This is a genomic window from Pseudomonas sp. IAC-BECa141 (assembly GCF_020544405.1).
GTDB lineage: Bacteria > Pseudomonadota > Gammaproteobacteria > Pseudomonadales > Pseudomonadaceae > Aquipseudomonas.
Genome location: NZ_CP065410.1, coordinates 5310457 through 5333218 on the forward strand (window position 1 = coordinate 5310457; position 22762 = coordinate 5333218).

Here is a 22762-nt window from a genome sequence, read left to right on the forward strand (position 1 = left end):
AGTGGGGCTGGCACTTCGCCACAACTCAAGGCATGCTAGCCGCCCCTTGGGCGTCCGGCTTATAGTGCACGTCGCGCCAGTCCAGCCAGACCGCAGGATTACAGCTTGTCCAACGTCACTCCGCCAGCCTCTGTGAGCAGCACCCAACCGGCGCCCGGCTCGCCCCTGCGCGGAACATTGAAAGGCGCGCTGGCGACACTGGTGCTGATGCTGCTGGCGCTGCTGTTCTGGCAGTTGCTCGATCAACTGCACGAAACCCAGAAAAACCAGCGCCAGTACACCATCGACTACACCGCCGACCTCGCCGCTCAGGTCAGCCTGAACATGGCGCTGAACGCGCAGATCGCCCTCAATCTGCTACCGATCGTCGAACAGCCCCAGTCGGCCGACGAACAGCAGGCGCTGCTGCGCAAGCTTCAGCAATCGTTGCCCGACCTGCGCAGCCTCGCGCTGCTCACCCCGTCCGGAAAAATCCTCAGCGACAGCGCCACCGACAGCCACGACGCCGATTACCTAAGCGATCTGGTGCGCCGCAGCCGCGCTCAAGCCCATTATTTCAGTAACGCCGACGACGGTTCGGTAGTGCATCTGTTACTGCATCAGGCCAGCGGCAGCACGCGCGGTTACTGGGCGCTGCGCCTGACGCCGACCTTCTTCGACGCGCTGACCAAACAGGGCGACAGCGGTATCCGCCCGTTGTGGCTGGTGGAAAACCGCGTCAATCATCAGATCATCAGCCGTGACAAAGCCCTGCCGTCCACCAAGACCAGCACCCTGACCCCGGACGATCTGGCCAACAGCGTGCTGACCGTGCCGCTGAGCAGCAGCGACTGGCAACTGCGTGGCCTGTTCGACCGCCAGCATGTGCTCGAACAACTGCTGCCGGCGTTCATCGGCAAATGCCTGCTGGGCCTGGCGCTCTCGCTGCTGCCGTTTATCGCATTGCTCAACATGCGTCGCCGCCAGCGCCAGGTGCATGAAGGGCGTCGGCGTTATCAGGATATTTTCGAAGGCACCGGCGTGGCGTTGTGCGTGCTCGATCTTTCGGGGCTCAAGCAGGTTTTCGAGAAAGCCCAGATCCAGACCAGCGACCAGCTCAAGGCCTGGCTCGACCAGCCGGCGCAGCGCCAGCAATTGCTCCACGAATTGCGGGTCACCGAGGTCAACCAGGTCGCGTTGCAACTGCTCAACGTCAATTCTTGCGATCACGCCTGGCAACTGTTGATCGACGGCCAGCCGCACAGTCAGTGCGCCATCGGCAATCAGGTACTCGACGCCGTGCTTCAGCAGCAAAAGCAGCTGGAACTGGAAATCAAACTGCCGGACATCAATGGCCGCGACCAGCACCTGTGGCTGGTGCTGCGCCTGCCTGAGGAGCAGCACGATTACAAAGCCGTGATCCTGAGCATCAACGACATTACCAGCCGCAAGCTGATCGAGCTGTCGCTGCTGGAGCGCGAAGGTTTCTGGTCGGACGTGGTGCGCACCGTGCCGGATCATCTGTACGTGCAGGATGTGATCAGCCAGCGGATGATTTTCAGCAATCACCACCTCGGCCAGACCCTCGGTTACAACCGCACCGAACTGCATCAGATGGGCGAGTACTTCTGGGAAATCCTCCTGCACCCGGAAGACGCCGACTATTACCACCGCTCGCGGCAGATGCAGCGTCACGCCGGTTACAGCCAGTTGTTGCAATGCCAGCTGCGTTTCCGTCATCGCGACGGCAAGTGGCGGCGTTTCGACATTCGCGAACAGGCGCTGGCGCGGGACAAGCACGATCAGGTCACGCGGATCATCGGCGTGGCCAAGGACATCACCGAGCAGATCGAAGCCAGCGAATCGTTGCGCGACAGCGAGCAGCGCTACCGGATGCTCGCCGAAAGCATCAGCGACGTGATTTTCTCCACCGACAGCAAACTCTCGCTGAATTACGTCAGCCCGTCGGTGCAGGCGGTGCTGGGCTATGACGCCGAATGGATTTTCCAGAACGGCTGGCAATCGACCATCGCTAACCCGCAGCAATTGAGCGGCATCTATCTCCTGATGGATCGGGTCAGCAAAGCCTTGGGCAAACCCGAGCAACTGGTGATTTTGCGTAGCCAGGTGCAGACCCAGTTGTTCCTGTTCGACTGCCTGCGCGCCGATGGCCGCAAGATCCCGATCGAACTGCGTCTGGTGCTGGTGTGGGACGAGCACGGTGCGTTCGAAGGCGTGCTCGGGGTCGGTCGCGACATCAGCCAGCAGCGCCGTGCCGAAAAAGACCTGCGCATGGCGGCCACGGTATTCGAGCACTCGACCTCGGCGATCCTGATCACCGACCCGGCCGGCTATATCGTCCAGGCCAACGAGGCGTTCAGTCGGGTCAGCGGTTACGCGGTGAGCGAGGTGCTCGACCAGTTGCCGAACATGCTGACCGTCGACGAACAGCAGGACGCGCACCTGCGCTACGTGCTCAAGCAGTTGCATCAGCACAGCACCTGGGAAGGCGAAGTCTGGCTCAAGCGCCGCAACGGCGAGCATTACCCGGCATGGGTGGGCATCACCGCCGTGCTCGACGACGAGGGCGACCTGGCCAGTTACGTGTGCTTCTTCAGCGACATCAGCGAGCGCAAGGCCAGCGAGCAGCGGATTCACCGCCTCGCCTACTACGACGCCCTGACCCACCTGCCGAACCGCACGCTGTTCCAGGATCGGCTGCACACCGCGCTGCAATCGGCCGAACGGCAGAAGTCGTGGGTGGTGCTGATGTTCCTCGACCTCGACCGTTTCAAACCGATCAACGACTCCCTCGGTCACGCGGCCGGCGACCGCATGCTCAAGGACATGGCGACACGGTTGCTGGCCTGTGTCGACGATGACGACACCGTGGCGCGGATGGGTGGCGACGAATTCACCCTGCTGCTGCAACATCGTTCCAGCCGCGAGATGGCGCTGAACCGTGCGATCCACGTGGCCGAGCAGATCCTCGCCAGCCTCGTTCGGCCATTCGTGCTCGAAGGTCGCGAATTCTTCGTCACCGCCAGTATCGGCATCGCCCTGAGCCCGCAGGACGGCAACGAACTCAGCCAGCTCATGAAGAACGCCGACACCGCGATGTATCACGCCAAGGAGCGCGGCAAGAACAACTTCCAGTTCTATCAGGCCGACATGAACGCCAGTGCGCTGGAGCGTCTGGAACTGGAAAGCGATCTGCGCCACGCCCTCGAGCAAAACGAATTCGTGCTGTATTACCAGCCGCAGTTCAGCGGCGACGGCAAACGCCTGACCGGTGCCGAAGCCCTGCTGCGCTGGCGTCATCCGCGTCGCGGACTGGTGCCGCCGGGAGATTTCATTCCGGTGCTCGAAGAACTCGGGCTGGTGGTGGACGTCGGCGACTGGGTGATCAGCGAGGCCTGCCGCCAGCTCAAGACCTGGCACCAGAGCCGCGTGCGCGTGCCGAAGGTTTCGGTGAACATTTCCGCCCGGCAGTTCTCCGACGGCCAGCTCGGTACGCGGATCGCCACGATTCTCAAGGAAACCGGCCTGCCGCCGGCGTGCCTTGAACTGGAGCTGACCGAAAGTATCCTGATGCGCGAAGTCAGCGAGGCGATGCAGATCCTTGCCGGTCTGAAGAACCTCGGCCTGAGCATCGCGGTCGACGACTTCGGCACCGGTTACTCGTCGCTGAACTACCTCAAGCAATTCCCGATCGACGTGCTGAAGATCGACCGCACCTTCGTCGACGGACTGCCGTCCGGCGAGCAGGACGCGCAGATTGCCCGGGCGATCATCGCCATGGCTCACAGCCTGAATCTGGCGGTGATCGCCGAGGGTGTGGAAACCCATGAACAACTGGACTTCCTGCGCGAGCATGGCTGCGACGAGGTTCAGGGCTATCTGTTCGGACGGCCGATGCCGGCGGGACGGTTCGAGGCGCAGTTCAGCAATGATGCGCTGTTCATGTTCGACTGAAGATCAGCGGCGCGACCTTCGCGAGCAAGCTCGCTTCCACAGGGATTGATGTCGATCACAAAATCGCGGGCCGGCCTCGGTTACTGTGCGACCCGGCTGGTCAGCGAAAAGGCCGGCACGGACGCCACATATCTGGTCATGAACGCCACTTGTCTGCGACATGATGTCGTTTCATATGCCATCCAAAACCCGTTGGGTTAGAATGCCCCCCTTTTCTGCCCCCGATCCTTGAGGACCGCCATGTTCAGCCGTGATTTGACTATTGCCAAGTACGACGCCGATCTTTTTGCCGCCATGGAGCAAGAAGCCCGGCGCCAGGAAGAACACATCGAGCTGATCGCTTCGGAGAACTACACCAGCCCAGCGGTGATGGAAGCTCAAGGCTCGGTTTTGACCAACAAATACGCCGAAGGCTACCCGGGCAAGCGCTACTACGGTGGTTGCGAGTACGTCGACGTTGTCGAGCAACTGGCCATCGACCGCGCCAAGGAACTGTTCGGCGCCGACTACGCCAACGTTCAGCCGCACGCGGGTTCCCAGGCCAACGCCGCTGTTTACCTGGCCCTGCTGTCGGCCGGCGACACCATCCTGGGCATGAGCCTGGCGCACGGCGGTCACCTGACCCACGGCGCCAGCGTTTCCTCCTCCGGCAAGCTGTACAACGCCATCCAGTACGGCATCGACGCCAACGGCCTGATCGACTATGACGAAGTCGAACGCCTGGCTGTAGAACACAAGCCAAAAATGATCGTGGCCGGTTTCTCTGCCTACTCCCAGGTTCTGGACTTCCCGCGCTTCCGCGCCATCGCCGACAAGGTTGGCGCCTACCTGTTCGTCGACATGGCTCACGTGGCCGGTCTGGTCGCCGCTGGCGTCTACCCGAACCCGGTTCCGTTCGCTGACGTCGTGACCACCACCACCCACAAGACCCTGCGCGGTCCACGTGGTGGCCTGATCCTGGCCAAGGCCAACGCCGACATCGAGAAGAAGCTGAACTCCGCGGTTTTCCCGGGCGCCCAGGGTGGCCCGCTGGAGCACGTGATCGCCGCCAAAGCGATCTGCTTCAAGGAAGCACTGCAGCCTGAGTTCAAGGCTTACCAGCAACAAGTGGTGAAAAACGCCCAGGCCATGGCCGGCGTGTTCATCGAGCGCGGTTTCGACGTGGTTTCCGGTGGTACTGAAAACCACCTGTTCCTGCTGTCGCTGATCAAGCAGGAAATCTCCGGTAAAGACGCCGACGCCGCTCTGGGCAAAGCGTTCATCACCGTGAACAAGAACTCCGTGCCAAACGACCCACGCTCCCCGTTCGTCACTTCCGGCCTGCGCTTCGGTACTCCGGCTGTGACCACTCGCGGCTTCAAGGAAGCTGAGTGCAAAGAGCTGGCTGGCTGGATCTGCGACATCCTGGCTGACCTGAACAACGAAGCGGTGATCGACGCCGTTCGTGAGAAAGTCAAAGCCATCTGCAAGAAACTGCCGGTATACGGCGCTTAATCGCGACGTTAAACCCGCAGCATGAAAAACCGGCCATCACTGGCCGGTTTTTTTTCGTCTGCGAAAAAGTTTTCCACACCAAACGGCTCAAGGTCGGGGCCTGGCGCCTAACTGGTCAGACCGGTCATGCCAATTCGTCATTTTTCACTTGCGATCCGCAAAAAACAGCGCCTAGACTGCACCCGCACTGGACATACCGGTAAGACCACAATAATTAAGTCCTGAATCCGATGCGCCCCGCGCAAGGCAGCCAGGACACCGACCAGGATTCCTCCCATGCTCAGATGGTGCTCGCGTTCAATCTTTCTTCAAGTGGTTCTCGGACTGGTGCTCGGCATCGTCTGCGGGCTGACCCTCCCTGAATACTCGGCCCAGCTCAAACCGCTCGGCGACGGCTTCATCAAACTGATCAAGATGCTCATCGGCCTGATCGTGTTCTGCGTGGTGGTCAGTGGCATCAGCGGCGCCGGCGACCTGAAGAAGGTCGGGCGCATCGGCCTCAAGTCGGTGATCTACTTCGAAGTGCTGACCACCATCGCTCTGGTGATCGGTCTGGTGTTCGCCTTCAGCACCGGGATCGGCAGCGGCGCCAACATCCATCTGGAGCAACTTTCCGCCGCCGACATGGGTGACATCGCCGAGCGCGGCCAGCACATGCACACCACCACTCAGTTCCTGATGGACCTGATCCCGACTTCGGTGCTCGGCGCTTTCGCCGATAACAACATCCTGCAAGTGCTGCTGTTTTCGGTGCTGTTCGGCAGCGCGTTGAATCTGGTGGGCGAAGCGGCTTCCGGGATCTCGCGGCTGATCAACGAACTGAGCCATGTGATCTTCCGGATCATGGGCATGATCGTACGTCTGGCACCGATCGGCGTGTTCGGCGCCATCGCCTTCACCACCAGCAAATATGGCCTCGATTCGCTGCAACACCTGGGCAGTCTGGTCGGTTTGTTCTACCTGACCTGCATCGCCTTCGTCGCGTTGATTCTCGGTCTGGTGATGCGTCTGTCAGGCCTGCGCATGTGGCCGTTGCTCAAGTACCTGCGTGAAGAGTTGCTGATCGTCATGGGCACCGCGTCCTCCGACGCCGTGCTGCCGCAGATCATGCGCAAGCTTGAACATCTGGGCATCGGCAGCTCGACTGTCGGGCTGGTGATTCCTACCGGTTACTCATTCAACCTCGACGGTTTTTCGATCTACCTGACCCTGGCCATCGTGTTCATTGCCAACGCCACCGGCACGCCGCTGGCCATGACCGACCTGCTGACGATTTTGCTGGTGTCGCTGATTACCTCCAAAGGCGCCCACGGCATTCCCGGTTCGGCGCTGGTGATTCTCGCCGCCACGCTGACGGCCATCCCGGCAATTCCGGTGGTCGGTCTGGTGCTGGTACTGGCGGTGGACTGGTTCATGGGCATCGGCCGGGCACTGACCAACCTGATCGGCAACTGCGTCGCCACCGTGGCCATCGCCCGCTGGGAAAAGGACATCGACGTGCAACGGGCGAACAAGGTGCTCAACGGCGAGCAGGGCTATAACTTTCAGCCGAGAAAAACGGTCGCTCAAGCGGCGGCCAAAGAATTCTGAATGAGCGCCGTGCCTGCGCCAATGCAGGCACGGCTCATGGAGCGAACACGTGATTACTACATCAACCGTCGTCAACTCAGTGGTCGAAAAACTCCGGGCCGCCCTCGCCCGGGGTCAGTGGCGCTCCGGCGAGATGCTGCCGGGCCAGCGTGAACTGGCCGAACAACTGGGCATCAGCCGCCCGAGCCTGCGCGAAGCAGTGATCGTGCTGGAAACCCTCGGCCTGGTGCGCTCGATGCCGGGCAAAGGCGTGGTCGTGCTGGACGCTCAGGCCGGTGACAGTCAAAGCCACGACAGCGCTGTGGCCGGCGCCAGCCTCGAAGACGTGCTGCAACTGCGCTACACCCTTGAACCGTTCATTGTCGGCCTGGTGGCGCAGTCGATCAGCAGCAAGGAAGTCGGGCAATTGCGCCTGACCCTGATGGACATGCGCGAAGCCCTCGAAGCGGGCGACAGCGAAGCCGGGGTCAGTGCCTACATCGCCTTCCACGAAGAACTGTTCACCCTGACCTCGAACCCGATTTTCCAGAGCGTGGTGCAACAGACCAGCAACGCCCTCAAGCAAAGTGCCGAAGTGCTGCGCAATTCACCGGAGCACCTGGCCGAACGCCTTGAAGAAAACGAAGCCGTGGTGCGCGCGATCCGCAGCAAGAACAGCGCACAGGCCAGTGCCGAAATGCGCCGGCACATCCTGCGTGAAGGCCAGCGGATGGGCATCGCGCTGAATATTCCGGATGACAACCTGAGCCACTGAAACGCCTCACACTGGAGACCGGCCATGAACAGTCTTGCCACGCCGTCGAACCCTCGCCCGACCTCGGCGCCCCTGCCCTTCTCCCGCCTGCACGCGCCGGTGGACGACCTTTATCCGCGCCTGCTCGACGCGATCCTCGAACAGCGCCTCGATACCGCCAGCCGTTTCACCGAAGAAAGCCTGAAGCAGATGTTCGGTGTCAGCCGCGCTGATGTGCGTCGGGCGCTGACCCAGCTGTCCCACGAACAGATCATCGTGCTGCGGGCCAACCATCGACCGCGAGTGGCCGCGCCGGACGCCGAGCAGACACGTCAGGCGCTGCACGCCCGGCGTCTGACTGAAAACACACTGGTGCGATTGGCTTGTCAGCATGCGCAGGCTGAAGACCTGAAACGCCTGCGCGCCCTGATCGAGCGTGAGCGCCAGGCTGTGGATAACGATCGACGCGGTGCGGCGATTCGTCTGTCCGGGGAGTTCCATTTGCAACTGGCGAAGATGGCCGGGAATGCACCGCTGGCGCATTTTCTCGGCACACTGGTGCCGCTGACCTCACTGGCGATTGCGCGATGCGGCAAGCAGACGCACAGATGTTGCGCGTGGGAGGAACATCTGGCGTTGGTTGAGGCGGTGGAACGCAGAGATCTTTCCAAAGCCGACAGGTTGATGAATCGACATCTGGATCATCTTGAGCAGACCTTACTAGGCTCATCCCTCGAACATTGTGTTGCCGGTTGAACTGCCATCGCTGGCAAGCCAGCTCCAACAGGGTTTGAGGCGACCAAAAACATTGTGCCCGCCGCTTGACCTGTGGGAGCGGGTTTGCCCGCGATGACTGCGTCACAGGCACCGAACAGCCTTCAGCCTGCCGCCACCCTGGCAAACCCCGCGCGGATTTTCTCTTCCGGCAAATCATCGGCGATAAACACGATCACGCTTTCCCGCGCCTCGCCCTCGGCCCACTCGGTGTCCCAGTCGAAGCCGTAGAGTTTCAGCACGCCCTGAAACACCAGCCGACGATCTTCGCCCGCTATGTTCAACACGCCTTTGTAGCGCAGCAATTGCTTGCCGTGCTCTTCCAGCAGTTCATTCATGAATTCGCTGAGCTGATCGATATCCAGCGGCTGATCGGTACGCAGCACCAGACTGGAAATCCGGTCGATGGACGGCGCCTTGCTCACCGGCCGCAGACTCACCCCGCCGCCGAGATCGGCATTCAGATTGAAACCGCGCACATCGAGCAATTCAGCCAGATCGATGTTGCCGTGTTCGACCACGCGAATCGGCGCACGACGGTTGATGCGGGTCAGGCGTTCGCTGAGCGCAGTGAACGCTGCCTCGTCCACCAGATCGGTCTTGCTCACCAGCAAGCGGTCGGCAAAACCGATCTGCGCCTGGGCGATGGTCTGGGTCAGGTGCAACTCGGCATGAGCTGCGTCGACGAGAGTGATGATGCCGTCGAGCAAATAGCGCTCGCGCAAGTCTTCGTCGATGAAAAAGGTCTGTGCCACTGGCGCCGGGTCAGCCAGGCCGGTGCATTCAATGACCAGGCGATCGAAAGCGATTTCGCCGCTGTCCAGTCGTTCGAGCAGCAGGTACAGGGCCTTGGTCAGATCGGTGTGAATGGTGCAGCAGACGCAGCCGTTGGCCAGCGTCATGACTTGCACCGGCTCGTCGCCGAGCAATTGGGCGTCGATGCCGGCGTCGCTGAATTCGTTTTCGATCACGGCGATTTTCAGGCCGTGTTCGGCTTTCAACAGGTGGCGCAGCAAGGTGGTCTTGCCGGCGCCGAGGAAACCGCTGAGCACCGTTACAGGTATTGGAGAAGACAACATCGATCCCCTTCACAAAATTGATGAACAACACAAAACAAATGTGGGAGCGGGCTTGCTCGCGAAGGGGTCGTGTCAGTCGACATCAATGCTCAATGACACACCGCTTTCGCGGGCAAGCCCGCTCCCACAGTTGGGGACTACATCAACCGAAGGCTGTCAGATCAACAGCACTTCGGCCCACCCTTGCCACCGTAACGGGCTTCCTGACGTTCACGAAAGAACATCTCGTAGCTCATCACCGGCTTGTCCGGGTGTTTGGTCTGCATATGCTCGACGTAGGTGTCGTAGTCGGGCATGCCGACCATCAGGCGCGCGGCCTGACCGAGGTATTTACCGAGGCGACTCAGGTCATTGAACATGCTGCAATCCTCTGGTTACGCGTCCGGCAGGGCCTGGAATGGCGATTCTTTGTCCGTACGCTCTTTTTTGCCCCAGGCGGCGATGCCGACCTTGAGCGCATAGAACAGGATGCTGAATACCACGAACAGGAACAGCGCGGTCAGTGTTGCGTTGGTGTAGGCGTTGAAGATCACGTGCTGCATCTGCTCGACGCTCTTGGCTGGTGCGAGCACCTGGCCTGCGGCCAGCGCATCGTTGTACTTCTTGGCCAGCGACAGGAAGCCGATCGCCGGGTTGGCGTCGAACAGCTTGATGAAGCCCGCCGTCGTGGTGCAGATCAGCAGCCAGGTGGCCGGCAACAGGGTGACCCAGATGTAGCGCTGGCGCTTCATCTTGATCAGAACCACGGTGCCGAGCATCAGCGCGATACCGGCCAGCATCTGATTGGAGATACCGAACAGCGGCCACAGGGTGTTGATACCACCCAGCGGATCGATCACCCCCTGATACAGCAACCAGCCCCACATCGCCACACAACCGGCGGTGGCGATCAGGTTGGCAGTCCAGGATTCGGTACGTTTCAGTGCGGGTACGAAGGAACCGAGCAGGTCCTGCAGCATGAAGCGACCGGCGCGGGTACCGGCATCGACAGCGGTCAGGATGAACAGCGCTTCGAACAGGATCGCGAAGTGGTACCAGAACGCCATGGTGTTTTCACCCGGCAGGACACTGTGCAGGATCTGCGCGATACCGACCGCCAGGGTCGGCGCACCACCGGCACGGGCCAGAATGGTGGTTTCGCCGATGTCATGCGCTACGGCTTGCAGGGCATCCGGGGTAATCGCGAAGCCCCAGTTGCTGACTGCAGTCGCTACAGCCACCACATCACCGCCGACCACGGCAGCCGGGCTGTTCATGGCAAAGTAAACGCCTGGCTCGATCACCGAGGCCGCGACCATGGCCATGATGGCCACGAACGATTCCATCAGCATGCCGCCGTAACCGATGTAACGGGCGTTGGTTTCGTTATCCAGCAGCTTCGGCGTGGTGCCGGACGAGATCAGCGCGTGGAAACCCGATACCGCACCGCACGCGATGGTGATGAACAGGAACGGGAACAGGCCGCCCTTCCATACCGGGCCGGTGCCGTCGACGAACTGGGTCAGGGCCGGCATTTTCAGCTCGGGCATGGTCACCAGGATGCCGATCGCCAGGGCGACGATGGTACCGATCTTGAGGAAGGTGGAGAGGTAGTCACGCGGGGCAAGGATCAGCCACACCGGAAGAACGGCGGCGACGAAGCCATAACCGATCAGCATCCAGGTGATTTGCACGCCGGTGAAGCTGAAGGCCTTGGCCCAGACCGGATCGGCGGCAATCTGCCCGCCCAGCCAGATAGAACCGAGCAGCAGCAAAACACCGATGACCGAAATCTCGCCGATGCGGCCCGGACGGATGTAGCGCATGTAGATGCCCATGAACATCGCGATCGGGATGGTCGCCATCACGGTGAAGATGCCCCACGGGCTCTCCGCCAAGGCTTTCACCACGATCAGCGCCAGCACCGCGAGGATGATGATCATGATCAGGAAGCAGCCGAACAGGGCGATGGTACCGGGGATGCGGCCCATTTCTTCACGCACCATGTCGCCCAGGGAACGGCCGTTGCGACGGGTGGACATGAACAGGACCATGAAGTCCTGCACCGCGCCCGCCAGCACCACGCCGGCGATCAGCCACAGCGTACCGGGCAGATAGCCCATCTGCGCCGCCAGTACCGGGCCGACCAGCGGCCCCGCGCCGGCGATGGCCGCAAAGTGGTGACCGAAGAGAATGTGTTTGTTGGTCGGAACGTAGTCCAGACCGTCATTGTTGAGCACGGCGGGGGTGGCCCGACGCGGATCGAGCTGCATCACATTGTTAGCGATGAACAGACTGTAGTAACGATACGCAACCAGATAGATGGCCACGGCGGCGACCACAATCCACAAGGCGTTGATCGCCTCGCCTCGGCGCAATGCCACTACGCCCAGGGCGCACGCTCCTACGATTGCCAGCAGCAGCCAGGGTAAGTGGCGTAGCAGGCTATTATTATTTTTCATTTTATTATTCCAGCCAGGGTGGACAAGAAAGACAGCCACCCCGAGTTTAGCGCTACTGGCGGCAAAGGCCATACCCCGACATTGGTCTGACGCCCCGCCGTACTGGCAGCGCTCGATGAGGCGGGTCTATAGTCAGCGTACTTTCAAGAGGATTGCGCCATGAGCGAGCGTCGCCGCTTCAAACGTATTGCGTTCGATGCCAAGACCGAATTGAGCCAGGGCGAGTACATCTGGCCGGTGAAATTGATCGACCTGTCGCTCAAGGGCCTATTGATCGAAAAACCGGAACCGTGGCTGGGGGATGAAACGCAGGACTTTAACGTCGACATTCATTTGAGCAACGACATCGACATTCAGATGGATGTGCAACTGGCGCACGACGATCATGGCCAACTGGGTTTCCAGTGCCGGCACATCAGCCTGGAATCGATCCAGCGCCTGCGACGCCTGATCGAACTCAACCTCGGGGATGAGGCCGAGCTCGAACGGGAGCTTGGCGCGTTGATGGAGCTCTGATTACTCGAACAACGAGTCCAGCGCCTGCTCCAGCCGCGTCACCGCTATGATCTGCAACCCTGCCGGCGCTTCCTTCGGCGCGTTGCCCTTGGGCACGATCGCGCGCTTGAAACCGTGCTTGGCGGCCTCCTTCAGACGCTCCTGACCGCTCGGCACCGGGCGCACTTCGCCGGACAGACCGACTTCACCGAACACCAGCAAGTCGTGGGGCAGCGGACGATTACGCAGGCTCGACATGACGGCGGCCATCAACGCCAGGTCGGAGGCGGTTTCCAGTACTTTCACCCCGCCGACCACGTTGAGGAACACGTCCTGATCGTGGGTCGGAATGCCGCCATGACGATGCAGAACAGCCAACAACATCGCCAGACGATTCTGGTCCAGACCCAGGGTGACTCGACGCGGGTTGGCCAAGTGACTGTCATCCACCAGCGCCTGGACTTCCACCAGCATCGGCCGGGTGCCTTCCCACGTCGCCATGACCACGCTGCCCGGGACTTCTTCCTGAGCACGTGTGAGAAAAATCGCCGAAGGGTTGGAGACTTCTTTCAGGCCCTTGTCGGTCATGCCGAATACGCCGAGTTCATTGACCGCGCCGAAACGGTTTTTCACCGCCCGCAGCAAACGCAACCGACCGTCGGATTCGCCTTCGAAATACAGCACGGTGTCGACCATATGCTCCAGAACGCGCGGCCCTGCGAGCGCGCCTTCCTTGGTCACGTGGCCGACCAGGAAAATCGCCGTACCGCTTTGCTTGGCGTACCGCACCAGCAGTGCCGCACTTTCGCGCACCTGGGACACGCCACCCGGTGCCGATTGCAGTTGTTCGGTGAAGATCGTCTGGATCGAGTCGATCACCATCACCTTGGGCTTTTCCTGGCGGGCGGTGGCGATGATGGTTTCGATGCAGGTTTCGGTCATGACCCGCAATTGATCCTGGGGCAGGCCCAGGCGACGGGCGCGCATGGCAACCTGTTGTTGGGATTCTTCGCCGGTGACATACAGCGCCGGCATGTTCTTGGCGAGGTTGCACAGGGTCTGTAACAGAATCGTCGATTTGCCGATGCCAGGATCACCGCCGATCAGTACCACCGAACCGTCCACCAGGCCACCGCCGAGCACTCGGTCGAGTTCGCCGGAGGCTGTGGAAAAACGTGGAATTTCTTCGATGCTGACTTCGGCCAGGGTCTTGATCTGGGCCTGCTGCCCGGCCCAGCCGGTGCGCCCGCTCGGAGCGGCGGCACCGCCGCTCTCGACCATGGTTTCGGTCAGGGTATTCCAGGCGCCGCATTCGCCGCACTGCCCGGCCCACTTGGGAAAGGTTGCGCCGCACTCGGTGCAGCCGTACATGCGCTTGGCCTTGGCCATCTGAACCCCCGGCAAAAACCGCGATGATAACGCAGCCATCACCCATCAGCGCGGCGCACCGGGACAGATTTCTCCGCCGGCCAGACGCGCGACGGTGCTGCCGGTCAATTGCCGGAAATTGAAAGATCTCGCCGTCACTCGACCAACTCAAGAGAATCGAAATCAAACTTGGACAAATCTTGCGAATTCAAAAATTGAATGTACAAGTTCTATTTGAAAGTTTTCCTTGTAAATATTTGTTACCAATTGTCAGTCACACTTCTGTAATTCCGGCCCTCAACTTGCACAACTTGTTGCGGATGCCCTGCAAACTTTTCCAGTGAAACTTCAAATAGTGTAAATCGCCTTTGTTATTGACCAACCTGTAGGCATGCACACTGTTCCCGTCCACCTCCCGATAACGGGCTGGTGCCCCTGAGTTGGAATACAACTGGATCAATGTGCGGGTGGTTTCGGTACATGGGAGAAGAAGTCGCCGACCGCCAGACCGTTGTCACGGGCAGCGGTGTAGCGTTCACGGAAAAGGTCAATAAGCTGGCGACCAATACACCAACGCTGCGCGGAATAAACCCCTGAATAAAGTGTGGAATTAACTTCAGATTCCTTTGTTTTTGAGGCGCATCCAGGTTCGCCAGACACAGGCCAGGAGCTCGGTTCGCCACACCTGAGAAAGATCGCTACGCCGTGATTGAACGTTTTTTCTTCAGGATCAGCCGCTTGCAGCGTATTCCGCGCGCGATTGGTGGCACTTTGCAAACTAATCGAGAATTGATGTGTCGATAAAAACGGGCTTTGTAAGAAGGTGTTACGCGCAGGACGCGTTATGCTGATTTACACTGCGTACACCAAACTCATCTGTAACAAGGAAATAACTATGGGCGTGCTCAGCGAGTTCAAGGCCTTCGCGGTCAAAGGCAATGTGGTCGACATGGCCGTTGGTATCATCATCGGCGCAGCCTTTGGCAAGATCGTTTCGTCGTTCGTCGGCGATGTAATCATGCCGCCAATCGGCCTGCTGATCGGCGGGGTGGATTTCAGTGACCTGGCCATTACGCTGAAAGCCGCCGAGGGCAGTGCCCCTGCGGTGGTGCTGGCTTACGGTAAATTCATCCAGAGCGTTCTTGATTTCGTGATCGTCGCCTTCGCGATTTTCATGGGCGTCAAAGTCATCAATCGCTTGAAGCGCGAAGAAGCCGTGGCGCCTACCTTGCCGCCGGTACCGACCAAGGAAGAAGAACTGCTGGGCGAGATCCGCGATCTGCTGAAGGCCCAGAACAACCGGCCTTGAAGACTGAAACGGCGCCTGAGGGCGCCGTTTTCTTTACCAGTAGTTTTCCACCGCTACCTGCCCCGGTCGCCGAGTCAGGCTCAAGGCCATGCCGCGTTGCTTGAGCAGGGCCCGGGTGTCATCGATCATCTGTGGATTACCGCAGAGCATGACTCGCGAATGCGCCGGCGTCAGCTCGACGCCTGCCATCCTCTCCAGCTCGCCATTTTCGATCAGCGTGGTGATGCGCCCGTTTAGAGCGCCGGCATACGGTTCACGGGTGACCACCGGAATAAACTGGAATTTATGAGCATATTCAGTCAGATAGTCGCGCTGCGTCAGCTCGGCAATCAGCTGCTGATAGGCCAGTTCCCGAGCTTCTCGCACGCTGTAGACCAGGATGATTCGTTCAAACTTCTCCCACACCTCAAAGTCCTGAAGGATCGACAGAAACGGCGCCACCCCCGTTCCTGTGGATAACAACCAGAGATCGCGGCCATCAATGAAGCGATCCAGCGTCAGATATCCAAAGGCCTGGCGCTCGATCAGCAAGCTGTCGCCCGCCTTCAGCCGGCTCAGTTCGCTGGTGAATTCGCCGCCTGGTACCACGATGGAGAAAAATTCAAGAAACTCGTCGAACGGCGAAGACACCATCGAGTAGGCGCGCCACACCGTGCTGCCGTCCTCACGAGTGACTCCGATCCGCGCGAATTGCCCGGCGCGGAAACGGAAACCGACATCCCGCGTGGTACGAAGGGTAAACAGGTTCGGGGTCAGCGGTTGAACATCGAGCAATGTCTGACGGCTGTATTTTTCGCTGCTGGCTGTCATTGGGTCACTCCATCAACAAGGACCCGATTGTCACGCATTAATCAATATTGAAACACTGACAGTTTGTAATGGCATGCAATAGTGTCACTGCTCTAAAAAATCTAATTAACTCAAAAATCAAAGATGATTAAATGATTTCTGACATATAGATATTTTTTAGATATTCCAATTAGACACCCCGCCCAAGAACAAAAAAAACTAAACGGCTACGTAGGAAGCGTCCTACACTCCAATCCGTGCTGAATAAATTGGATCCAACAACCAGCACCCCAGCGTTTTTTGGAGAAGAGCCAAAATGGAAAGGTGGAAGGAATTTCAGATTGAACAACTGACGCGCGCGAAGGAAATCGAGAATGCTTTCCCGATTTTGAAAAATTTTGCCAACAATATTGGCTTCCAGTTTTGTGGCATTACAATATCGCGGCCTGCCTCTCAATCTTTTAAACCGTTTTGCATCAATAACTTCACGCCTGAATGGAACGCAGAATACGAAGAAATTTACAGCATTGATGATCCAATAACAGCATATTGCTATCAGTCTATGTTGCCATTTCTCTGGAGCAGAAAAGCGTTCTCAAAGGCACCCCTCATGTGGAGCGCGCTTCAAAATCATGGAATGGGACATGGCTGGTCGCAGTCGTATCACAACGAAGAACATGGCGTGTGCTGCACAATCAGCCTGGCAAGAACCCATTGCGAAATTTATGCCCTTGAGTTGTATAACGAATACGGAGTGTTGCAATACGTCTTGCAGCATTTGAGTGAGTTGTTCGTCACTGCCCTCCCGCCAATGCCGGCCAAACCACCACCCGTGCGATTGTCCATACGCGAGATCGAGATCGTCAGGCTGTGTGCCTTGGGCAAGACCGCCTGGGAAATCGGCCAGATTCTGAATGTAGCCGAACGAACCGTGAACTATCACATCAAAAACCTGATCATCAAGTTCAATACCTGCAACAAGATTTCAGCCGTCATCGCCGCCGCCAAGGCCGGATATCTCTAGTTCAATCTCCAACACCGCCCTGAAATCAGACGAGTATTACCAACAAAAAAAACGTACCATTTGCAGCCTTCCTGAGTGATGTCGCAGGTCTTTCGCGCCGCTGTCCACTCGGTCGGTTCCGCCGCACGATACCCTGAGCCGCGGGACACCCCTCGATTACCCAGAGTCCCCGCCCCATGCCTTTGCTCGATACGCCCTTCGCCCAGCTTGATCTGATCCGCCAGCCCGAACAGCAGAACGAACCGCTGCAAGCTTTCGATGCGGCTGACGAATACCTGCTCAATCATCTGGCCGAACAGAATCTGCCGGCGGATACCCGAGTATTGGTGCTCAACGACAGTTTCGGCGCGCTGGCCATAAGCCTCGCAGGCAAAGTGCAGATCAGCACCAGCGGTGATTCGTTCCTGGCGTTTCAGGGGCTGGAAAAAAACCTGCTGCGCAATGGCCAGGTGTTTGATGCTCTCCGAGGCGTTCCCGCCAGCGAACCATTGGTCGGGCCGTTCGACCGGGTACTGATCCGCGTACCGAAAACCCTGGCGCTGCTGGAAGAGCAATTGATTCGCCTGCAAGGCCAATTGGCACCCGGTGCGCAAGTGGTAGCAGCGGCGATGGTCAAGCATTTGCCCCGCGCCGCCGGTGATCTTCTGGAGCGCTACATCGGGCCGGTCCAGGCTTCGCTGGCAGTGAAAAAGGCGCGCTTGCTGATTGCCACGCCCGAGGCCAAGGCACCCGCCGTCTCGCCCTACCCGACCCGTTATCGCCTCGACGAGCCGGCCATCGAACTGCTCAACCACGCCAACGTGTTCTGCCGTGAAGGGCTGGACATCGGCACCCGCGCCTTCCTTCCGCATCTACCAAAAAACCTCGGCTCGGCACGAGTTGCCGACCTAGGCTGCGGCAACGGCGTACTGGCCATCGCCAGCGCCCTGCAAAACCCCGAGGCGCATTACACGCTGGTGGACGAATCGTTCATGGCCGTGCAATCCGCCGCCGAAAACTGGCGTGCGGCGCTGGGCGAACGTGAAGTGATCGTGCGCGCCGGCGACGGTCTGGCCGGGCAGCAAGCGCAATCGCTGGACGTAGTACTGTGCAACCCGCCATTCCATCAGCAACAGGTGGTTGGCGACTTCCTCGCCTGGCGCATGTTCCAGCAGGCCCGCGAAGCGCTGGTGGTTGGCGGTGCGCTGTACATCGTCGGCAACCGTCATTTGGGTTATCACAGCAAACTGGCGCGGCTGTTCCGGGGCGTCGAGCAAGTCGCGGCCACACCAAAGTTCGTGATCCTCAAGGCGCGCAAATAATCCGGGCAAAAAAAACCCTCCGGTCGGAGGGTCGAGAATCCGTGCCGCAAGGCAACGGGATGGGAAGTCTCAGTGCGTGGTCAGGCCTGCTGCATTCATGAACATGCGCATCAGGCTGGCGACGATGAACAATGCGCCGACGCTGCCGACCCAAATCATGGCCAACCAGCCAAGCCGCTGCCACAGCGGCTTTTTTTCGGCTTCTTCAATGTCGTGCAGGGAATGTTTGCCGGTCATGCTTGCATCCTCCGGTTGAGGGGAGATGGCGCCGCTCTCGGCGCCATCGTGATCACGCCTAGTGATAACCGTCTTCGTGGGTGACCTTGCCGCGGAACACGTAGTAGCTCCAGAAGGTGTAACCCAGGATGAACGGGATGATGAACAGCGTGCCCACCAGCATGAATCCCTGGCTTTGCGGCGGTGCGGCGGCGTCCCAGATCGAGATCGACGGCGGCACGATGTTCGGCCACAGGCTGATGCCCAGACCGCTGTAGCCGAGGAAGATCAGCACCAGGGTCAGCAGGAACGGCATGTAGTTGGCATTGCGTGCCACCGCGCGAATCAGACCGTACATCGTCACCAGCACCAGAATCGGCACCGGCATGAACCAGAACAGGTTCGGCATGCTGAACCAGCGCGTCGCAATTTCCGGGTGGGCCAGCGGCGTCCACAGACTGACGATGCCAATTACCGCCAACAGCACGAAGGCCAGCGGACGCGCCAGGTCATGCATCTGTTCCTGCAGCTTGCCTTCGGTCTTCATGATGAGCCAGGTGCAGCCGAGCAACGCGTACGCCACCACCAGCGCGGCGCCGCAGAACAGCGTGAACGGCGTCAGCCAGTCCAGTGAGCCGCCGGCGTATTGCCGGTTGACCACGGGCAAGCCATCGATGAACGCGCCCAGCGCCACGCCCTGGAAGAACGTCGCCGCCACCGAACCACCGATGAATGCCTTGTCCCACAAATGACGCTTGTCGTCCTTGGCCTTGAAGCGGAACTCGAACGCCACGCCGCGGAAAATCAGCCCGATCAGCATGAAGATCAGCGGCAGGTACAGCGCCGACAGCACCACCGAATAGGCCAGCGGGAACGCGCCGAACAACGCCGCGCCGCCCAGTACCAGCCAGGTTTCATTGCCGTCCCATACCGGGGCGACGGTGTTCATCATTACGTCCCGGTCGGTCTTGCCGGGGATGAACGGGAAGAGAATCCCGATCCCCAGGTCGAAACCGTCCATCACCACGTACATCATGATCCCGAAGATGATGATCACGGCCCAGATCAGCGGAAGATCAATACCCATGACTCAAATCTCCTTGGTCAGGCTGCGGTCGTGTTCGGCGCCATCGTCGTCGGCAGCGGACAACGGACGGGCCGGCGTGCGTTTCTGGCCAGGGCCACCTTCGTTGGTTTCCTTGCCTTCGTCGGTTTTCGGTCCTTTGCGCACGAGGCGCATCATGTAGCCCAGCCCCGCACCGAACAGCGCGAAATACACCACCACGAACATGATCAGCGTGATGCTCATCTGCATGAAGCTGTGGTTGGAGGACGCATCCGCCGTGCGCATCAGCCCGTAGACCACCCACGGCTGACGACCGATTTCAGTGGTGAACCAGCCCGCCAGGATCGCGATCAGGCCGGACGGCCCCATCCACAACGCCAGGTACAGGAACGGCCGCGACGTGTAGAGCGTGTCGCGCTTGCGCAGCCACAGGCTCCAGAGGCCGGTGAAGATCATCAGGAAACCGAGGCCGACCATGATCCGGAACGACCAGAACACGATGGTCGAATTCGGCCGGTCTTCAGGCGGGAATTCCTTGAGCGCCGGCACCTGCTTGTCCAGCGAGTGGGTCAGAATCAGGCTGCCGAGGTACGGGATCTCGACCGCGTATTTGGTTTTCTCTTCCTTCATGTCCGGCCAGCCGAACAGGATCAGCGGCGTCGCCTCGTTGCCGACGTTTTCCCAGTGGCCTTCGATCGCAGCGATTTTCGCCGGCTGGTGCTTAAGGGTGTTGAGGCCGTGGAAGTCACCGATGACCGCCTGGATCGGCGCAACGATCAACGCCATCCACATCGCCATCGACAACATGGTGCGAATCGCCGGGTTGTCCTTGCCGCGCAACAGGTGCCAGGCCGCCGAGGAACCGACGAAGAACGCCGTGGCGACGAACGCGGCAGTCGCCATGTGCATCAGGCGATACGGGAACGAAGGGTTGAAAACGATTGCCAGCCAGTCGGTTGGAATGACCTGCCCGTTGACGATCTCGAAGCCCTGCGGGGTCTGCATCCAGCTGTTGGAAGCGAGAATCCAGAAGGTCGAAATCAACGTGCCGATGGCCACCATCACCGTGGAGAAAAAGTGCAGGCCGCGCCCGACCTTGTTCCAGCCGAACAGCATCACGCCGAGGAAACCGGCCTCGAGGAAGAACGCCGTGAGCACTTCATACGTCAGCAACGGCCCGGTAACGGAACCTGCGAAGTCCGAGAAGCGGCTCCAGTTGGTGCCGAACTGGTAGGCCATGACCAGGCCCGAGACCACGCCCATGCCGAAGTTGACGGCAAAGATCTTCGACCAGAAATGGTAGAGGTCACGGTAGGTGTCGTTGCGGGTTTTCAGCCACAGGCCTTCCAGCACCGCGAGATAGCTCGCAAGACCGATGGTGATCGCCGGGAACAGGATGTGGAACGAGATGGTGAACGCGAACTGAATTCGGGCGAGATCCAGGGCCTCTAAACCGAACATAAGCTTTCCTCTATCAGATAACGGTTCCAGGACTGGCGGCCTTGAACCACTGCCCCCACGGGTATGGAGTGCGGCGAACTCGGATTCGTTCTTCTTTTTACAGGCATCGCGACGCAGGGAGTCTGCCGACGGGTCCGTGATCATCTCCACGAAGGGTCTTGATCTGGATCAATCAACGTTGAAAGAGTAGTCCCATTTCCGACGGAGAACCGCGTGGTCTTTTGCCGCGTGACAAGTTGCCTCACAGCCCTGGCAACGCCGCGAAACATCCTTGGCCACGTACTCTCGGAAAAATCGATGTCTGGCTAACTAAATTTTCTGTCATAGCAACTTCCTGTTACAGACTGGTGATAATCTCGCGATTCCCCTCGATCAAGACCGGCCCGCAAATGCCCAGCCAAGAGCCCTTGCTGTTACGTCACCACCGTCCCTTTCTTGCTTTCTGGTTTGCCCGGATCTTCACCGCCAGCGGTTTTCAAATGCTCACCGTGGCGATCGGCTGGAACCTCTATCAACTGACCGGCAACGTGCTCGACCTTGGCTTGGTCGGTTTGGTGGAGTTCGCCCCACGGGTGTTGTTCATGCTGCACACCGGCCACGTTGCCGATCGCTACGACCGACGCAAGGTCGCGGCGATCTGTCAGTCGTTGCAAGCCTTGATCGCTCTGGCACTGGCCATCGGCAGCGCCACCGACCATGTCACCCGGGAAATGATCTTTATCCTGGCGTTCCTGCTGGGCGCCGCGCGCTCCTTCGAAATGCCGACCACCCAGGCGCTGCTGCCGAGCATCGTGCCCGGCACGCTGTTCCCACGGGCCGTCGCTGCCGCGCAGTCGGCGCAGCAATCGGCCACCATCGTCGCCCCGGCGCTTGGCGGTCTGCTTTATGCCTTCGGCAGCGTTTGGGTCTATGGCCCCACCGTCGTTCTGTACGTCATCGCGTGTACCTTGATGCTCAACCTGCCCGCGCGGCAAACACCGCTGAACAAAGGCAAGGCGACACTGGATTCGTTGCTGGCGGGGATTCGCTTCATTCGCAGCCGCCCGGACATTCTCGGGGCGATTTCCCTGGACCTGTTCGCGGTGCTGCTCGGCGGTGCAACGGCCCTGTTGCCAGTGTTCGCCAAGGACATTCTGCTGACCGGGCCGTGGGGATTGGGATTGCTGCGCTCGGCGCCGGCGGTCGGGGCGTTGATGATGTCGTTGTTTCTGGCGCGGTTTGCCGTTGAACGCAACGTCGGTCGGGTGATGTTCACTGCCGTCGGCGTATTCGGTGTCGCCACCATCGCGTTCGGTCTGTCGACTTCGTTCTGGTTCTCATTGGCGGTGCTGGTGGTGCTCGGCGCGGCGGACATGATCAGCATGGTGATCCGCGCCTCGTTCGTGCAACTGGAAACCCCGGATGAAATGCGCGGCCGGGTCAGCGCCGTGAACGGCCTGTTCATCGGTGCCTCGAACCAACTGGGCGAATTCGAATCCGGCCTCACCGCCCACTGGTTCGGCACCGTACCGGCAGTGGTGATGGGCGGGATCGGTACGCTGGTGGTAACCGGGACCTGGATCAAACTGTTCCCGACCCTGGCCAACCGCGACCGGATGCATGTGCCGGTGGAAGAGGTGAAGGCTTAGCTGCACCGCTGCCACCTGCGGAATAAACCCGCCAAGCATA

18 protein-coding genes and 1 pseudogene are annotated in these 22762 nt (G+C 59.8%); 10 read left to right on the plus strand and 9 right to left on the minus strand.

The annotated features are described in order from the left end of the window. The first annotated feature begins 105 nt into the window (after positions 1 to 105). From morA to I5961_RS24350, 5 genes are all read left to right on the plus strand, one after another. Complete coding sequence (gene morA / locus I5961_RS24330; RefSeq protein ID WP_085697544.1) at positions 106 to 3954, plus strand: cyclic di-GMP receptor MorA; 3849 nt, start codon at positions 106 to 108, stop codon at positions 3952 to 3954. Positions 3955 to 4194: 240 nt separating this feature from the next. Next, positions 4195 to 5448: a serine hydroxymethyltransferase gene (gene glyA / locus I5961_RS24335; RefSeq protein ID WP_085697545.1), complete on the plus strand. Its 1254-nt coding sequence runs from the start codon at positions 4195 to 4197 to the stop codon at positions 5446 to 5448. Positions 5449 to 5724: 276 nt separating this feature from the next. After that, entirely contained in the window at positions 5725 to 7038 is a 1314-nt protein-coding gene (locus tag I5961_RS24340; RefSeq protein ID WP_085608708.1) for a C4-dicarboxylate transporter DctA, read from the plus strand. 49 nt (positions 7039 to 7087) lie between these two features. After that, the gene (locus tag I5961_RS24345; RefSeq protein WP_085697546.1) at positions 7088 to 7792 is read left to right on the plus strand and encodes a FadR/GntR family transcriptional regulator; all 705 of its coding nucleotides are present in this window, start codon (positions 7088 to 7090) and stop codon (positions 7790 to 7792) included. A gap of 24 nt (positions 7793 to 7816) precedes the next feature. Beyond that, positions 7817 to 8527 (plus strand): GntR family transcriptional regulator, encoded by a 711-nt coding sequence (locus I5961_RS24350; protein ID WP_227233590.1) that lies wholly within the window; start codon positions 7817 to 7819, stop codon positions 8525 to 8527. Positions 8528 to 8649: 122 nt separating this feature from the next. On the opposite strand, the gene yjiA is transcribed toward I5961_RS24350, so the two are convergent. The 3 genes from yjiA to I5961_RS24370 all read right to left on the minus strand — a co-directional run bounded on the left by yjiA (position 8650) and on the right by I5961_RS24370 (position 12065). Beyond that, the gene (gene yjiA, locus I5961_RS24355; RefSeq protein WP_227233592.1) at positions 8650 to 9624 is read right to left on the minus strand and encodes a GTPase; all 975 of its coding nucleotides are present in this window, start codon (positions 9622 to 9624) and stop codon (positions 8650 to 8652) included. Between the two features lie 161 nt (positions 9625 to 9785). Continuing rightward, a complete protein-coding gene (locus I5961_RS24365; protein ID WP_003228401.1) occupies positions 9786 to 9983 on the minus strand; it encodes a YbdD/YjiX family protein in 198 nt (65 codons plus the stop codon). Between the two features lie 15 nt (positions 9984 to 9998). After that, on the minus strand, positions 9999 to 12065 hold the full coding sequence (locus tag I5961_RS24370; RefSeq protein WP_085697548.1) for a carbon starvation CstA family protein: 2067 nt from the start codon (positions 12063 to 12065) through the stop codon (positions 9999 to 10001). A 159-nt stretch (positions 12066 to 12224) separates the two neighbouring features. On the opposite strand from I5961_RS24370, the gene I5961_RS24375 reads away from it, so the two are divergent. Beyond that, on the plus strand, positions 12225 to 12581 hold the full coding sequence (locus I5961_RS24375) for a PilZ domain-containing protein (protein ID WP_085697549.1): 357 nt from the start codon (positions 12225 to 12227) through the stop codon (positions 12579 to 12581). Here I5961_RS24375 and radA read toward each other — a convergent pair whose 3' ends face one another. Beyond that, positions 12582 to 13949 (minus strand): DNA repair protein RadA, encoded by a 1368-nt coding sequence (radA, locus tag I5961_RS24380; protein WP_085689697.1) that lies wholly within the window; start codon positions 13947 to 13949, stop codon positions 12582 to 12584. A gap of 146 nt (positions 13950 to 14095) precedes the next feature. Then, positions 14096 to 14423 (minus strand): annotated as a pseudogene (locus I5961_RS24385) (catalase); the annotation flags it as partial. 400 nt (positions 14424 to 14823) lie between these two features. Here I5961_RS24385 and mscL point away from each other — a divergent pair. Beyond that, positions 14824 to 15237, plus strand: a complete 414-nt coding sequence (mscL, locus tag I5961_RS24390) for a large-conductance mechanosensitive channel protein MscL (protein ID WP_085697550.1) — start codon at positions 14824 to 14826, stop codon at positions 15235 to 15237. Positions 15238 to 15270: 33 nt separating this feature from the next. On the opposite strand, the gene I5961_RS24395 is transcribed toward mscL, so the two are convergent. Beyond that, positions 15271 to 16047 (minus strand): ferredoxin--NADP reductase, encoded by a 777-nt coding sequence (locus tag I5961_RS24395; protein ID WP_227233594.1) that lies wholly within the window; start codon positions 16045 to 16047, stop codon positions 15271 to 15273. Positions 16048 to 16342: 295 nt separating this feature from the next. Between I5961_RS24395 and I5961_RS24400 the strand changes: the two genes are divergently transcribed. Further along, entirely contained in the window at positions 16343 to 17050 is a 708-nt protein-coding gene (locus I5961_RS24400) for an autoinducer binding domain-containing protein (protein ID WP_085697552.1), read from the plus strand. 176 nt (positions 17051 to 17226) lie between these two features. Further along, positions 17227 to 18351 (plus strand): methyltransferase, encoded by a 1125-nt coding sequence (locus I5961_RS24405; protein WP_227233596.1) that lies wholly within the window; start codon positions 17227 to 17229, stop codon positions 18349 to 18351. A gap of 69 nt (positions 18352 to 18420) precedes the next feature. Here I5961_RS24405 and I5961_RS24410 read toward each other — a convergent pair whose 3' ends face one another. The 3 genes from I5961_RS24410 to I5961_RS24420 are packed head-to-tail and all read right to left on the minus strand — an operon-like array spanning position 18421 to position 21094. Next, complete coding sequence (locus I5961_RS24410; RefSeq protein ID WP_007950992.1) at positions 18421 to 18588, minus strand: DUF2474 domain-containing protein; 168 nt, start codon at positions 18586 to 18588, stop codon at positions 18421 to 18423. A 58-nt stretch (positions 18589 to 18646) separates the two neighbouring features. Continuing rightward, positions 18647 to 19654, minus strand: coding sequence for a cytochrome d ubiquinol oxidase subunit II (gene cydB, locus I5961_RS24415; RefSeq protein WP_085697554.1), 1008 nt, complete (start codon positions 19652 to 19654; stop codon positions 18647 to 18649). A 3-nt stretch (positions 19655 to 19657) separates the two neighbouring features. Continuing rightward, on the minus strand, positions 19658 to 21094 hold the full coding sequence (locus I5961_RS24420; RefSeq protein WP_085697555.1) for a cytochrome ubiquinol oxidase subunit I: 1437 nt from the start codon (positions 21092 to 21094) through the stop codon (positions 19658 to 19660). Between the two features lie 389 nt (positions 21095 to 21483). Here I5961_RS24420 and I5961_RS24425 point away from each other — a divergent pair, with 389 nt between their 5' ends. Further along, positions 21484 to 22722: an MFS transporter gene (locus tag I5961_RS24425; RefSeq protein ID WP_085697556.1), complete on the plus strand. Its 1239-nt coding sequence runs from the start codon at positions 21484 to 21486 to the stop codon at positions 22720 to 22722. Positions 22723 to 22762: the final 40 nt, after the last annotated feature.